Annotated in this window: 12 protein-coding genes; 9 read left to right on the forward strand and 3 right to left on the reverse strand. The window is 32.5% G+C overall.

Features of this window, described 5'->3' with window-relative positions:
• Positions 1 to 184: 184 nt before the first annotated feature.
• The 5 genes from AB1J10_RS05650 (at position 185) to uidA (ending at position 8,211) form a co-directional block, all read left to right on the forward strand.
• Positions 185 to 1,543, forward strand: a complete 1,359-nt coding sequence (locus AB1J10_RS05650) for a gluconate:H+ symporter (RefSeq protein WP_019470075.1) — start codon at positions 185 to 187, stop codon at positions 1,541 to 1,543.
• A 492-nt stretch (positions 1,544 to 2,035) separates the two neighbouring features.
• Positions 2,036 to 3,106 (forward strand): YkvI family membrane protein, encoded by a 1,071-nt coding sequence (locus AB1J10_RS05655; protein ID WP_019470076.1) that lies wholly within the window; start codon positions 2,036 to 2,038, stop codon positions 3,104 to 3,106.
• Between the two features lie 134 nt (positions 3,107 to 3,240).
• On the forward strand, positions 3,241 to 4,455 hold the full coding sequence (locus tag AB1J10_RS05660; RefSeq protein WP_046206793.1) for a helix-turn-helix domain-containing protein: 1,215 nt from the start codon (positions 3,241 to 3,243) through the stop codon (positions 4,453 to 4,455).
• 522 nt (positions 4,456 to 4,977) lie between these two features.
• Complete coding sequence (locus tag AB1J10_RS05665) at positions 4,978 to 6,381, forward strand: MFS transporter (RefSeq protein WP_046206794.1); 1,404 nt, start codon at positions 4,978 to 4,980, stop codon at positions 6,379 to 6,381.
• A 36-nt stretch (positions 6,382 to 6,417) separates the two neighbouring features.
• Complete coding sequence (gene uidA, locus AB1J10_RS05670) at positions 6,418 to 8,211, forward strand: beta-glucuronidase (RefSeq protein ID WP_073344144.1); 1,794 nt, start codon at positions 6,418 to 6,420, stop codon at positions 8,209 to 8,211.
• 400 nt (positions 8,212 to 8,611) lie between these two features.
• Here uidA and AB1J10_RS05675 read toward each other — a convergent pair whose 3' ends face one another.
• Together AB1J10_RS05675 and AB1J10_RS05680 are read right to left on the reverse strand one after the other, a co-directional pair.
• Positions 8,612 to 10,336, reverse strand: coding sequence for a glycoside hydrolase family 3 protein (locus tag AB1J10_RS05675; protein WP_369003045.1), 1,725 nt, complete (start codon positions 10,334 to 10,336; stop codon positions 8,612 to 8,614).
• A 4-nt stretch (positions 10,337 to 10,340) separates the two neighbouring features.
• Positions 10,341 to 11,186, reverse strand: a complete 846-nt coding sequence (locus AB1J10_RS05680) for an HAD hydrolase-like protein (protein WP_064209288.1) — start codon at positions 11,184 to 11,186, stop codon at positions 10,341 to 10,343.
• Between the two features lie 473 nt (positions 11,187 to 11,659).
• Between AB1J10_RS05680 and AB1J10_RS05685 the strand changes: the two genes are divergently transcribed.
• Positions 11,660 to 12,301, forward strand: coding sequence for a hypothetical protein (locus AB1J10_RS05685; RefSeq protein ID WP_070657968.1), 642 nt, complete (start codon positions 11,660 to 11,662; stop codon positions 12,299 to 12,301).
• A gap of 315 nt (positions 12,302 to 12,616) precedes the next feature.
• Positions 12,617 to 12,808, forward strand: a complete 192-nt coding sequence (locus tag AB1J10_RS05690; protein WP_019470083.1) for a hypothetical protein — start codon at positions 12,617 to 12,619, stop codon at positions 12,806 to 12,808.
• 181 nt (positions 12,809 to 12,989) lie between these two features.
• Here AB1J10_RS05690 and AB1J10_RS05695 read toward each other — a convergent pair whose 3' ends face one another.
• Complete coding sequence (locus AB1J10_RS05695) at positions 12,990 to 13,259, reverse strand: DUF1413 domain-containing protein (RefSeq protein ID WP_019470084.1); 270 nt, start codon at positions 13,257 to 13,259, stop codon at positions 12,990 to 12,992.
• 189 nt (positions 13,260 to 13,448) lie between these two features.
• Between AB1J10_RS05695 and AB1J10_RS05700 the strand changes: the two genes are divergently transcribed.
• Both AB1J10_RS05700 and AB1J10_RS05705 read left to right on the forward strand, forming a co-directional pair.
• Positions 13,449 to 14,156: an SDR family oxidoreductase gene (locus AB1J10_RS05700; protein WP_107520599.1), complete on the forward strand. Its 708-nt coding sequence runs from the start codon at positions 13,449 to 13,451 to the stop codon at positions 14,154 to 14,156.
• Between the two features lie 73 nt (positions 14,157 to 14,229).
• Positions 14,230 to 14,730: a GNAT family N-acetyltransferase gene (locus AB1J10_RS05705; protein ID WP_019470086.1), complete on the forward strand. Its 501-nt coding sequence runs from the start codon at positions 14,230 to 14,232 to the stop codon at positions 14,728 to 14,730.
• Positions 14,731 to 14,843: the final 113 nt, after the last annotated feature.

The raw sequence follows: 14,843 nt of genomic DNA on the forward strand, positions 1-14,843 counted from the left end.
TATTGGTACAAACTGAGTGAATGATAAGCTATAAATAAAAATATGTAAATTCCATTTAAGGCTATCATTTCATTCAGTTTAAAAAATTTAAAATTTTAAACATTTAAGTAAGCGTTATCATTGAGAGGGCAAGCCCTTTTGATATTATGAACGATTATGTTAAGTGTTAAAGGGGAGAACAATTATGTTTGAAACAATTTGGCCATTAATTACAGTGGTTATAGGTATCGTTGTATTATTATCATTAATCATTTTCTTGAAGTTAAATACATTTATATCATTAATTATTACATCTATTATCACTGCTATTTTACTCGGAATGCCGTTAGATAAAATTATAGAAACCATTGAAAATGGTATGGGAAGTACTTTAGGACATATTGCTCTAATTTTTGGTTTAGGTGCGATTTTAGGTAAACTATTGGCTGATGGTGGTGGTGCTACACGTATTGCCGATACATTGATTAAAAAGTTTGGACACAAACACGTACAATGGGCAATGTTGATTGCAGCCTTTATTGTAGGTATAGCGTTATTCTTTGAAGTAGGATTAGTACTATTAATACCATTAGTATTTACAATTGCAAAACGCGCGAATGTATCACAATTAAAACTTGGACTTCCTATGGTTGTAGCACTATCTGTGACACATGGATTCTTACCACCACATCCGGGACCAGTTGTAATTGCTAAAGAACTACAAGCTAATTTAGGTCATGTGTTACTTTACGGTATAATTATAGCAATACCTGTTACCATTATTGCAGGGCCATTATTTAATAAAGTGGCACAAAAAATTACGCCAACTGCTTATCAACGCGAAGGTGATATCTCAGCTTTAGGTGCGCAAAAAGAATTTTCAGAGTCTGAAATGCCTGGATTTGGTATCAGTTTACTAACTGCAATTTCACCAGTTATTCTTATGTTACTTTCTACAATTGTTCAGTTAGTGACGGGTAATGAAGAAGCGACAAATGGCTTTGAATCCTTCATTTACTTTATAGGTACTGCTGGTACAGCGATGTTAATTGCCGTTTTGTTTGCAATTATAACAATGGGTGTCAGACAAGGTAGAAAAAATGCTGAAATCATGGATTCTGTATCAAACGCAATCTATCCTATTGGAATGATGATTTTAATTATAGGCGGCGGTGGTACTTTCAAACAGGTACTGATAGATGGTGGTGTTGGTGACACAATAGCTAAAATGTTTGAAGGTACTGAAATGTCTCCTATATTACTAGCATGGGTAGTTGCAGCCGTTTTAAGAATTGCTTTAGGCTCATCTACAGTAGCCGCAATTTCATCAACAGGCATTGTATTGCCATTACTACAATCATCGGACGTGAATGTTGCATTAGTAGTATTAGCAATTGGCGCAGGTAGTGTTATCTTATCTCATGTGAATGACGCAGGCTTTTGGATGTTTAAAGAATATTTTGGTTTAACTGTTAAAGAAACGTTTCTAACTTGGTCATTACTTGAAACGGTTATTTCTGTTTCAGGACTAGTTTTTATTTTTATATTAAGTATCTTTGTATAATAAAATCACATAAAAACACATATAAATGGGTGTGTGTTACGAAATAGAGTCTGGAACATAAAGTTCTTGAACAAGTGAAAAAAGGCAATTTCTATTGAAATCATATAGAAATTGCCTTTTTCAATATTGTTTTAATTATAGTTAGGTCATTGATTTACTACTTGGGTTAATATAGGTCCTTATTTTTAAAAATATTTTAATGTGAATTTAGACATAAATAAGTCGTAGTATTGATGAGTAACAATGAATCACACAGATGGACTGAATTAAATCATCTTCATGTTATTTTTCTAGGGTTTATGTTCCAAATGCTATTTTGCATGAATTGCTTAGTCTTTTAAGTATTTCAACATAAATTATGGATAAAATGATAAAATTGAGTAATCGTAGAAATTTTAAGTAGTTTAGATGCCAAATATACAATAATCATAGTTATTATAATTGAAATTTTATTTAAGTTGTATATAGTAGACTCAATAAGGGGGTAACATGATGAAAAGAATATTACTGATTGCTAGTGCTTTTATCGGTGTCATCGTTGGTGCTGGATTTGCTTCTGGACAAGAAGTGCTGCAATATTTTACTAGTTTTGGTATTTTGGGCACTTTGGGTGCTATCATTACCACAGCGTTGTTTGCTTATGTTGGGATGATGCTTGTTTGGTTAGGGAGTAAGTTTGATACAGATTCACATAAAGTCGTTATACATAATATTACTGGAAAATCATTATTTGGAAAATTATTGGGATGGATTATTGATTTAGTCATTATCTTTACTTTGTTTGGTGTCGGTGTAGTGATGATTGCAGGTGCTGGGTCAAACTTAAATCAACAATTTGGGGTACCATCGCTCGTTGGTACATTATTAATGACTGTATTAATCATCCTTGCAGGAATGTTAAAGGTAGAAGGTGTAGTTAAAGTTATTGGCAATATTACGCCGTTTTTAATTATTTTTATATTAATTATTTCGATTTATAGTTTCTTAACTACAAATGTACCATTTTCTGAATTAAATACAATTTCAGATGCGAAACCTTCGACATTACCTAATTGGTTTGTTGCAGGTATTAATTATGCTTCATTTAATACAGCAGTAGGTGCTTCAATGGCTATTGTAATGGGTGGAGCAGAAAAAAATTCAAAAGTAGCAGCAATTGGAGGCTTAGTAGGTGGCCTGATATTGGGTGCTATGATTGTCTTAAGTCATTTAGCAATTTTTACACAAATCAATATTGTCGGTAATATGGAAATGCCTATGTTAGGTATTGTGAACCATATATCACCAATTCTAGGTATCATTATGGCAATCGTGATATTTGGTATGATTTTCAATACAGGACTAGGTATGTTTTATGCATTTGCAACACGTTTCACTGTTGTAGATTCTATACGTTTTAAGATATTTTATACTATTACAATCCTTGTAGGACTTTGCTTAAGTTTTGTCGGATTTACAGATCTGGTAGCAATCTTCTATCCATTAATCGGTTATTTAGGTTTGGTGCTTATCTTTGTCTTATTCTATGCGCCGTTTAAATTAAAATTGGGTAAGAAACAATAGACACAGAGTGATCAATAGCCTTACATGACTAAATATATAAAATACTAAAAATAAATTAAATATTTTTTATTCATTTGATACTCTATTCCTTAATATTTAGATATAATAAAAATATAAGGAATGGGGTGTTTTTTATGAAAAATGAAACGCTAGAAATATTGCAAATGCATGCTATACAATTGCTGGGTATTCAGTTAGAAGGTTATGATATGGACAACATAAAGGAGATTAGTAACCATATTAAGACACCTTTTATGAATACTACCAAAAAACAATATAGAAATGAGTTGAAACATTTTATTGTGCATATGCAAAGTAATAAAATTTATCACTATAAAAATAGTTTTAATGTTAGCTTTTTGATTTTTAAATTTAAAAAATATAGAAAAATATATATTATTGGGCCTTATATGGATAAACGACCCAATGAGCGCCAATGTAATGAAATGTTACTAAATTTAAATATTAAAATTTCTAAGCTGCCTACACTGAAACAATATCTACTTAAAATACCAATATGTCATCATGTTAAAGCACAAAAAATGTGTCGTTTAGCAATTCGTTTTTTGAAGAAAAGAAATATTGTCTATGAAACGGTAGAAATTGACTTCAGTTTTCATGCAAATGAAACATTTTTAGCTGATTCTAAGCTTCAAAGTGATTACACATTACAAGAAATAGAATATAGATATAATTTAGAAAATCAATTGTTGACTGCAGTAGAAAACGGAAATGTCGAAGAAGCATTAACGATTTTAAAAAAGATGAGTTTGTCTGTGACTGGTTTACGACGAGTGAAGGATGATCTATCAAATGAACAATATAAAGCATATTTGATCAATACTTTATGCCGTAAAGCTGGTGAAAAAGCGGGTGTAAGTCTTATACATATCGATGAAATATCCGCTCGATATGCTGCAATGATTGATCGGACATTGGATGTAGAAGTATTGGAAGAATTAACGTATGCAATTGTAAAGGAATATGCAGAAAGGGCTATGAAAATTAAAGCGAATGCCTTTAGCCCTAAAGTAAGTAAAGTGATTCAATATATTGAAAGAAACTTAGATAGTAATTTAACTTTAGAAGAATTAGCGAATTATGTGAATTTGGCACCTAGTTATCTATCAAGAATTTTTAATCAGGAATGTCATCAATCTTTATCACAATTTATTACAGCACTAAGAATAAAAAAAGGGCGTGACTTAATAGCGCGGACAAAAATGACTGTTGCCGAAGTGGCAAAATATGTTGGTTTTAAGGAACAAAGTTATTTCGCACAATGTTTTAAAAAGCAATATGGCAAGACACCATTGAAATATCGGACGGAACATAAAGAATTTTATTAGTAGATATAATGAAAAATCAGAAAATTAAATATTCAATAAAAAAATTGTAAAAAAAATTAGGAAAATATCAAAAAAATCATAATTATCTCTGAAAATAATTAAAATAGCACCAATTCACATTAAACTTAGAGCTAATTTAATATTTTCCGCGCAATTGTATGTAATAAAGTATAGTATCAATTTGGATTGGCGTTATTACAGACTTTAGCAATAGTTGAAAAAAATAGCATAGATGGATAAGTAAGACACAATTTTAACAACGTTGTTATTTTTTATTGACTGTTGTCATTATAAAAATATAATAAAAGTAAGAGCTCTATCAAAAAGTGTTAAGGGTGTATGCACGTGAAAATAATAAGCGTATCTATTCTAGAGGGTTAAAAATTTTTTATGTACGTAAGAAAACGCTTTCAATTCTATGGGGGAAGTTATGATTGATGGCCACATTCAATAAAACAGACTATGAAACTGCAAAGATGAGGTGCACAAATGTTGTTTCGATAGTGGAAAGAGGTAATCCTTATGGTTACAGCCAGATTAAAACCGGCAAATAAGAAATTGAAAAAATTTAACGAAATTGAATCACCGAAATTAAAATTCAAAGAAAAACTAGCTTATGGATTTGGGGATTTAGGAAACGGATTAATGTTTGATATGGGGCAAATTTATTTACTGCTTTTTTATACAGATATTTTGGGAATTCCGTCTGCCGTTGGTGGTCTCGTATTTTTAGTTGCTAAATTTTTCGATGCATTTGTAGACACGGGTGTAGGAACTCTTGTCGATAATCAGAAGAATTTTTCAAAACGGGGAAAATTTAGACCATTTATTTTATATGGGAGCGTTCCTTTAGCAATATTGACTGTTTTAACTTTTATTTCTCCTGATATCAGTGAAACAGGTAAAATTATATGGGCATTTGGAACATATTTACTATTCAATGCTGCTTATTCTGTCGTGAATATACCTTATGGTTCATTGTCTGCCTCAATGACGATTAATGCGGATGATCGAACACAATTATCAGTGTTTCGTAATTTAGGGTCACAAGGTGCCATGTTTATTTCAGGCATTGTTATTATTCCGTTAGTAAGTTTATTTCCGAATCATGCGATTGGTTATCCGATTGCAGTAGGAATACTTGCAATTGCAGGTGTGACACTACATATGTTGTGTTATAAGGGGGTTAAAGAGCGTCATACAATTGAACGTCCGCAAGTAAAAGGTTTAGGGCGTAAAGCGTTTTTTAATTTACTGAAAAATAGACCATTTATAATTCTAGCAATTTATACATTGTTAACGATTACTGCTTTATTTTTACAACAAGGTGCGCAACTATATTATTACAAAAATGTACTTGGTTTTGATAATTTAATAGGAATTGTAAGTACATTGAATTTTATTGTTTTAATACCAGCATTATTCCTAACTACTTTCTTAAGTAAAAAAGTAGGTAAAAAAATGACAGCAGTCATAGGCGTAAGTGGTTTTATTATTTTCCAAATTGTGAACTTTTCGTTATTTTCAGAGCAAATTGTACTTTTCTTAATATTTAACACGATTGCACAATTATTCTTAGTTATTCCAAATACGGTGACATGGGCGTTTATAGCTGATGTTGTAGAATACGGACAATGGCAATCAGGACTTAGATCTGAAGGTATTATTTATGCAAGTTATAGTTTTACTAGAAAAATTTCACAAGGCTTAGCAGGTTTTATACCAGGTATGGCATTAACAATTATTGGTTATGTACCAAATGCGGCACAAACGCCTGATACAATATTCGGTTTAAAAATATTATTCTTTGTGGTGCCCGCAGTCATTTGTTTAGTTGCAGTGATACTTTTCTTCATTGCATACCCATTAACAGATCAGAAACATAAACAAATTGTTAAAGAACTAGCACTTAGAGAGGAATTATAACTATTTTGTATTTAATTTTATGAGAGGAGCATTTATATGCTATATCCAGTAACAAATGAACAGAGAAGTATCATAGACTTAAATGGTGTTTGGCAGTTTAAATTAGAAGAGAACTATGATCAAATAGATGTAACGAAACCTTTGGACACTGATTTAGTTATGGCAGTACCTGGTTCATATAATGATCAAGGCGTGACTGCAAACATACGTAATCATGTAGGAAACGTTTGGTATGAAAGAATGTTTACGATACCTAACGTACTATCAGATGAACGTATTGTGTTGAGATTTGGTTCAGCTACACATAAAGCAACTGTTTATATCGATGGTCAAGAAGTCACATCACATCAAGGAGGATTTCTACCATTTGAAGTGGAATTAAATCAAAAATTCTCTACAGGAAAACATCGTTTAACGGTTTGTGTAAATAATATATTAGACGAAACGACTTTACCTGTTGGTAATTATAGCGAAACCACAGACAAAGATGGTAATTTGATTAAAAGAAATAAACCTAATTTTGACTTTTTCAATTATGCTGGTTTGCATAGACCCGTTAAAATTTATACAACACCACAAACATTTATAAAAGATATTGAAATTGTTCCAGAAGTTAAAAATGATGTGGCAGAAATAAATTATAATGTTTCCATCAATGAACCAGTGGATGATATCTTAATTAAATTGATAGATGAAGCGGGAAAGGTTGTAGCAGAAACGACTGGTGCACAGGGTTCTATCAAGGTTGAACAGCCGCATTTATGGCAACCTTTGAATGCTTACTTATATCATTTAGAAGTAACGTTAGTTGATAATAATCAAGCTGTAGATAGTTATGCTGAGCGTTTTGGTATACGATCTGTGGAAGTAAAACAGGGGCAATTTTTAATCAATGATCAACCGTTTTATTTTAAAGGATTTGGTAAGCATGAAGATACCTATTATAATGGCCGAGGATTAAATGAAGTAACAAACGTTATGGATTTCAATCTGATTAAATGGATTGGCGGTAACTCATTTAGAACGTCACACTATCCTTATTCTGAAGAAATGATGCGATTGGCAGATGAACAAGGTATTGTTGTCATAGATGAAACAACTGCTGTCGGCGTGCATTTAAACTTTAGCACTGTATTATATGGTGTGTCTACAAGAGATACATTTAAAGAAATTGGAACGAAAAAAGCACACGAATCTGTTATCAAAGATTTGATTGATAGAGATAAAAACCATGCATGTGTAGTAATGTGGTCAATAGCTAATGAACCAGCTTCAACTGAAGAAGGCGCAAAAGAATATTTTGAGCCCTTGGTCAACTTAGCACGTTCTTGCGATCCACAAAACAGACCTGTAACAATCGTAACCATTTTAATGTCACAGCCGGATAATTGCCAAGTTCAAGATTTAGTAGATGTATTGTGTCTGAACAGATATTACGGATGGTATACACAAACAGGCGACTTGGAAGCTGCTAAAGAAGCTTTAAGAACTGAGTTAGATGGTTGGAGTGAAAAACAACCGCATAAGCCAATTATGTTTACAGAATATGGTGCGGACACAGTAGCAGGATTACATTCACTAAATGATGAATTATTTACGGAAGAGTACCAAATTCGTTATTATGAAGCAAATCATGAAGTCATTGATCAATATCCACAATTTATTGGTGAACATACATGGAATTTTGCAGATTTTGAAACATCTGCAGATATTATCCGTGTCCAAGGAAACAAAAAAGGAATATTCACGCGTGAACGTCGCCCTAAAGCAGTTGCACATTATTTCAAGAAACGTTGGGAAAACATACCTAACTTTGGCTATAAATCATAAACAACTAAATACAATTATAAGTATATTCACCCTGAAGCCTATAACAAGCTTTAGGGTTATTTTGGTTTTATAGAAAAGGGGGTATCAAATTGAATAATATGATTTAGCGGCATTATATATAATAAAATGTATTTTGTATGTTTAGTAAGTTTTAGTATAAATTAGTTTGTTTAGCTTTATGATCGTTATAAAAGGAGACAAAAGAGTACTGTGTTGACGCTGTAGATAATAAAATACGTGAATGTGTACAGTTCGAACAAACATACTCTAGCTAAAGCTATCCATACCTATACGAAAGCATTTCAATATAAAAAGGACTAATCTCATTTTAATGTGAGAGATTAGTCCTTAATTTAAGCATAGGTATTATATCCTAAGAATAATATTATAACTCGCTTTTCTATAATTTTGCTTGCCATTTTTCTGTCCATACTAAGTCATTATATTGACCTTTAAATTCACTTTCTCCTATGATCTTATCAATGGTTTGTTTAATATTTTCTCTGTTGGAATGATAAGCGTTTATATAAGCTTTAACCATTGTTGCATCATGCAAGTGAGTCGTGAAATTGGTAGAAATAAACACGGTTGGTACTTCATGTACATACCACGGTATTTCATTACTCATGGCTGTACCCCATTTAATGCGATAGTTATTTTCAGCAGCATAGCCGATAATATTTGCAAATACTAACGCAGCGTCTACTTTTTCACGATATTCTAATGTTTTACCTTTAATACGTGTTGAACCATCATTTAATGTCACATTAAATCCACGAGATTCGAGTTCTTTTATAATATCATCTGTGACGTTATTCGCTGATTTATAGATGCCATCTTTTTCGCCTTCGATCACATAAAGCATAATATTTTTATGTGTTTCAGGTCGGATAGGTAATTGATTTAAAGTGTTTTTTACAAGTGTTATGCCTAAATCAGCTGCTTCTGCGCGCATTTCTAAATGTTCTGTACAACCGATAATATCTAATGCTTCTTGAGGTTGAATGATTGAACCGTCTTCTTGTTTCATGTGAAGATTGAGTTGTGCTTTTAAACCTAAGATACGTCTTACGGCATCATTTAATCTCTCTTCTGTGATGACCCCGTTTTTATAACCATTGAGCATAAATTGGTAATCTTCTTCCAAATCATTGAAGAACAAGAACATATCACAACCAGCTGCAATGGCTAATGGAACATAATCTTCGCGACGCATAGAAGCAGTCATACCTAACATATGGCTAGCATCAGTAACGACTAAACCATTAAATTTCATATCATCTTTTAGTAAATCAGTAATTAGTTCAGAAGAAAGAGTTGCAGGTAAAATGTCTTTATCTTCGAGACTTGGATTTAATTTTTTTGAATAAGCAGGTTGTGCAATATGTCCTGCCATTATCATCTGTACACCGCGATCAATGTGATGTTGATAAACTTTTCTGAAGCTGTCGTCCCATTCATCGGTAGATAGTTCATTTACTCCAAGCACCAAGTGCTGGTCACGCTCTTCCGTACCGTCTCCAGGGAAGTGTTTGATACATGTAATCATATCGCGTTCAGCATTAAAGCCGTCAATAAATGCACTTGAATATTTAATAACTGTTTCAGCATCTGTGCCATATGCACGTGTATTAACGATTGTATTGCGCCAATTCTTAAGTATGTCTACACAGGGATCGAAATTAATGTGTACACCAAGTGCTGAGGATTCACGTGCTGAAACGAGACCAGCATTATATGAAACTTTTGTATCTTGGGCAGCTTCACATTGAGCAGCACTTGCGATATATGTACCATCTTTACATGCACCATTTCCTCCTGAATCACAGTTTGCTGCTACAAGCACTGGAACTTTCGTATGCCTTTGTAAATCATTGAGTAAGTTTTGAACTTCTTCTTTGTTTCCACCTTCATATCGAGCGCCACCAATGTGATAACGTTCAAGTATATCTTTATTAGTTAAGTCTGCGTCAAAAAATTTTTTGCCACCTTCTAAAGAAAATAAGTTAAAAAATAATTGACCAATTTTTTCTTCGTTTGTTAATGTACCAAGTGTTTCTTCTACCCATGCTATTTGATTGTCATTTAAATGATAGGGTGATGCTGTCAAATCTACTTTAACCATAGTGTTAGTTCTCTCCTTCAAAATTATTAAAAAATATTTGTTTTAAAGTGTCATGTGTGTATTGGTTGAAATGACCATCTTTAAACAATTTTAAATATTTATTGTTAAAGTCTAGCCACGATTGATCTTCATGACCTGCTAGTATTGGATAAAAGTACATACCATGAGATTCTGCTGCTTCTAAGTCTCCTTTGGCATCTCCTAACATGATGATGTCTTCTAAGTTGTAATATTGTTTTAAGTGCGCTAAACAGTGCTCTTTTGTACCTGCTTCTTGTGCAAACATGCCACTTAAATAGTCTGTTAATTTGTATGTTTCCCACTCATATTCTACTGCCGCTAAATTTGCTGATGACACAATTGCGATATCGGCAAAAGTTGAAGCATTTTGTAGAGACGTTTGTACGTTTTTAAATGGTCCAATACTTGGTAAGGTTTTGATAATTGCATTAACACGGTGGGACCATGATAATGCTTTTTGTAATCCATTTTGTTGCGGATTGTTTGATATAGCTTTTTCGAGTGCTGGATTAGAGAAAGCATCTGTTGTTTGCACCCACTGCTTAATATGCTCGTATCCCTCAATATGAATCCCTTGTTCAACAAGTTCACTTAACATGCGTTCTAATCCTTTAAAGCGATTAATACCTCTAGTGATTTCATATAAATTTATATCATTCCAGCGCTTTAATAGTTTGGACTCTATATTTTCTAAATCCCATTCTTCAACAATAGCTGGACCAAATGCCCGCTCATGCTTGATAGTCATAGAATCGATGGCACATCCGTCAGAATCAACGCAAATTAATTTTTTAAACCTAGGTTTGTAATGTGATAAAGAATCAATCATTTAATCTGTTCCTCTCAAGTTAAAATATGTGCTTTATCATATACCATTGCCTTACTTTTAAAATACTATTGTAAGCAAAACTCAAGGATATAATAAAGCGCTTTCTTTATAATATTAAAGTTAGCATTCATAATAGAAAAAAACTAGCGCATTTCGTATAACTTTGTGAGTATAATCACAAAGTAGATGTTTTATGTCATTTTATTACTAAAATAGTTATTTTATTAATAAAAATATTGGCTATTTGAGAGAAGTACGTGATCAAAGGTGCGTACATTTTATTTTTGATATATCTCATCTATGGCATCCATTTTGTAAATAAAACACCAATATGCTACATAGATACTAATGATTGCTCAAATTGTTAACAAAATATAATGAATCTTACTATGAAAGGGTTACGTAGACATCGATTGACGAAAATTAGATAAAAATTACAATGAAATAAAATGGATTGGAAAGGACAGACGCTAATGGATAAATTGTTGACTTTGGAACAATTACACCGAAACTACTTGGTAGGAGTAGTTAAGGGATCTACTTGTGATGATGCTATATTGAAAAGTGAAAAAATGATTGAGGGTGGTATGAAAAATATTGAAATAACATCTAACACGCCCTATGCAGAATTGGCCATAAAAGCGTTAACCCAAAAATTTGGTAAATCAATTATCATTGGTGCAGGTTCAGTTCAAAATGTTGTAACCGCACGTGTAGCGATTATAAATGGTGCTCGCTATATAGCAACGTCGCATTTAGACGTTCAAATAGCGCATATTTGTAATGTATACCAAATACCTTACATGCCAAGATGTGGTTCGAAAGATGAAGTAACTAAAGCGATACAGTATGAAGTACCAGTGATTAAGTTGTATCCTGCAAATATATTAGGTGTACCTTTTTTGAAAAACATTCGTGAAATCTTCCCCAATATACATATGATACCTTATGGCGGCATGTCATTAGAAAATATGGAGCAGTGGTACAAAAGTGGTGCCTATGCTATCGGTATTGGTAATGCATTAACTAAAGGGACACAAAAAAACCATTTAGATATGATTATTCATCAAACACATGCATTTGTAGAAAAATTAAATTCAGTGCGTTTGATCTAAATGATTAGCTAAAATATGACAGCAATTTATCTAATGGTATAACTAACGCTTCGTGATTAAGCGCAATATTAACGAAATAGGTACTATAAATGGAATTTTATCGTTAACCTATGATGCGTATTTTTAAAATCAATCATTTTTAAAATTAAACAATTTGTCAATTTAAAAATGTGTGAAATATATTAAAAAGGACTAAAAGTGATTATTTTGTGAAATTAATCACAAAACACTTTAAATTCTTAACGTTATCGATTATGATAAGGGTGTAGAAGATAACAATGCCTAACGAAAGAAAAAATACGGAGTGATTATTAAATGAGAAAAGTAATTGAAGAAGTCATTTTTTCAAATGAAAGCAGTTATGATATATACACACATACTGGTGTGAATCAAGGCATTATTAATGACATTAAAGATGGATACAGAAGTATTGATTATATAGCTTATATTGATGCAGAAAAATTATACAACTATGGATTAGAAAAAAAGCTACTAGTAAGTAATTAATACACTGTATTCATCTAGTAGCATTGAAGTTTATACACATATACTTCATCGTATCTTGTGTGTAAAACTTCATGAATATTATTCTCCCTAGTATCACCTTTCATGATTTATTTAGAGCCCTTACAAAGTGGAAAAGCCTATGTTACTGTTCATCCAGTAACGTAGGCTTTTCTCATCATGATTAAACATAAGATTTAAAGTTATGTTTGATTTCATTATAGTTATAAATAGAATTATACATACGCATGCGAATGTGATCTTGTGAAGCATATGAAATACGCAATACATTACTTTGGGTGACATATTTTCTGAATTCACGTTCATATTGCTGGCGCTGGTTAAGCGATAGTCCAAGCCACTCTTCTTCATTAAACAATTGTTCAAAACGAAAGTCGAAACTTGTACTATCAATATTATTTCTTAGTTCTTTTATTCTTTCAGTGAAGTTCATGGATCATCCTCCTAATTTATTTGAAGATAAGTGAGTTATGTATGATATACCCACTTTATAATGATTTAGTGTATATGACAAGTACACATGCTTATGAGCTAACTCATTGTTTCAAGGGGGAGGGCACATGGTACAATCATTGAGGACAGGGTATAAAATATAAAATACGTTTGATGAAAGGAAGATTCGATGGTTAAATTAGAGAACAAGGTTGCAATCATCACTGGTGCTAGTAGTGGCATTGGTGCTAGCATAGCAGAGGTGCTATCAAATCACGGTATACAATTACTATTAACTGGTCGTAATGAAACAAAGCTGAAAGATGTTGTGAATCGTATTCGTTCAAACGAACATCATGCACAGGTTGAATATTTAATAGTGGATGTGACACAGCAACAAGAAGTTGAACGTTTAATAGCATATGCAAAAGAACAATTCGGTCGCTTGGATATACTTGTAAATAGTGCGGGGCAAATGATGTCTTCTGCTGTAACGGACGGTAATGTAAAGGCTTGGGAATCAATGATTGATACAAATGTGAAAGGGACACTATATGGCATTAATGCAGTTATACCAACATTTTTAGCTCAATCTAGTGGTCATATTATTAACATTGCTTCTATCTCAGGTTTTGAAGTGACGAAAATGAGTACAATATATAGTGCAACGAAAGCTGCAGTGCACACGATTACGCAAGGATTGGAAAAAGAGCTGGCTAAAACTGGCGTTCGAGTGACAAGCATATCGCCAGGTATGGTAGATACGCCTTTAAGTGGCCAGACAGATTGGGGAGAACGTAAAAAGCTAGAACCCAAAGATATTGCTGAAGCGGTAGTTTATGCATTACAACAACCTTCACATGTAAATGTAAATGAAATTACTGTCAGACCAGTCTAATATATATTTTTAATGTTACGACGTTGAGTCAGTTAATAGTAAAGTGATAATATAATGTGAAAGTAGGTAGAGCATGGAGTTTAGATGTCTTAAGAAAAGCGATGTAGAAGCATATCGCTCATTGCGCTTACAGTCTCTACAAACTGATCCTACAGGTTTTGCTTCAACTTATCAACGTGAGCTTCATTTACCAATTGAACGTTTTGAAGAGAGGATAGGGTCGAATGAAAGACATTTTACAATGGGTGTATTTGACGATGGAAAATTAATCGGTTATGCAACTTTTTATCGAGAAATATTAGAAAAAGTGATGCACAGAGGTAATTTAGTCGGTGTATATTGTGATCCACAATATAGAAAACAAGGATTTACTCAACAACTAATTCAAAAAATGATAGATATTGTCACTGAACAAGGTGTGGTTAAAACTATAGGTTTATCGGTTCTTACGGAAAACCAAAGTGCTATTAAATTATATGAAAAATTAGGATTTCAGAAATATGGCACTGAACCAAAGGCACTTTATGATGGCAAACGGTATTATGATGAAGATTTGATGGTGTTATTTGTATAAAAAATTAATAAATTCAAAACTATAGGCTAAAACAGTTATGATCTGTTTTAGCCTATAGTTTGATATATGAGTATATATTAGTGAAATTAACTGATTATGAAAAATCATGAAGC

Origin of the sequence: Staphylococcus cohnii species complex 1663, from assembly GCF_041008415.1 — a bacterium.
GTDB lineage: Bacteria > Bacillota > Bacilli > Staphylococcales > Staphylococcaceae > Staphylococcus > Staphylococcus ureilyticus.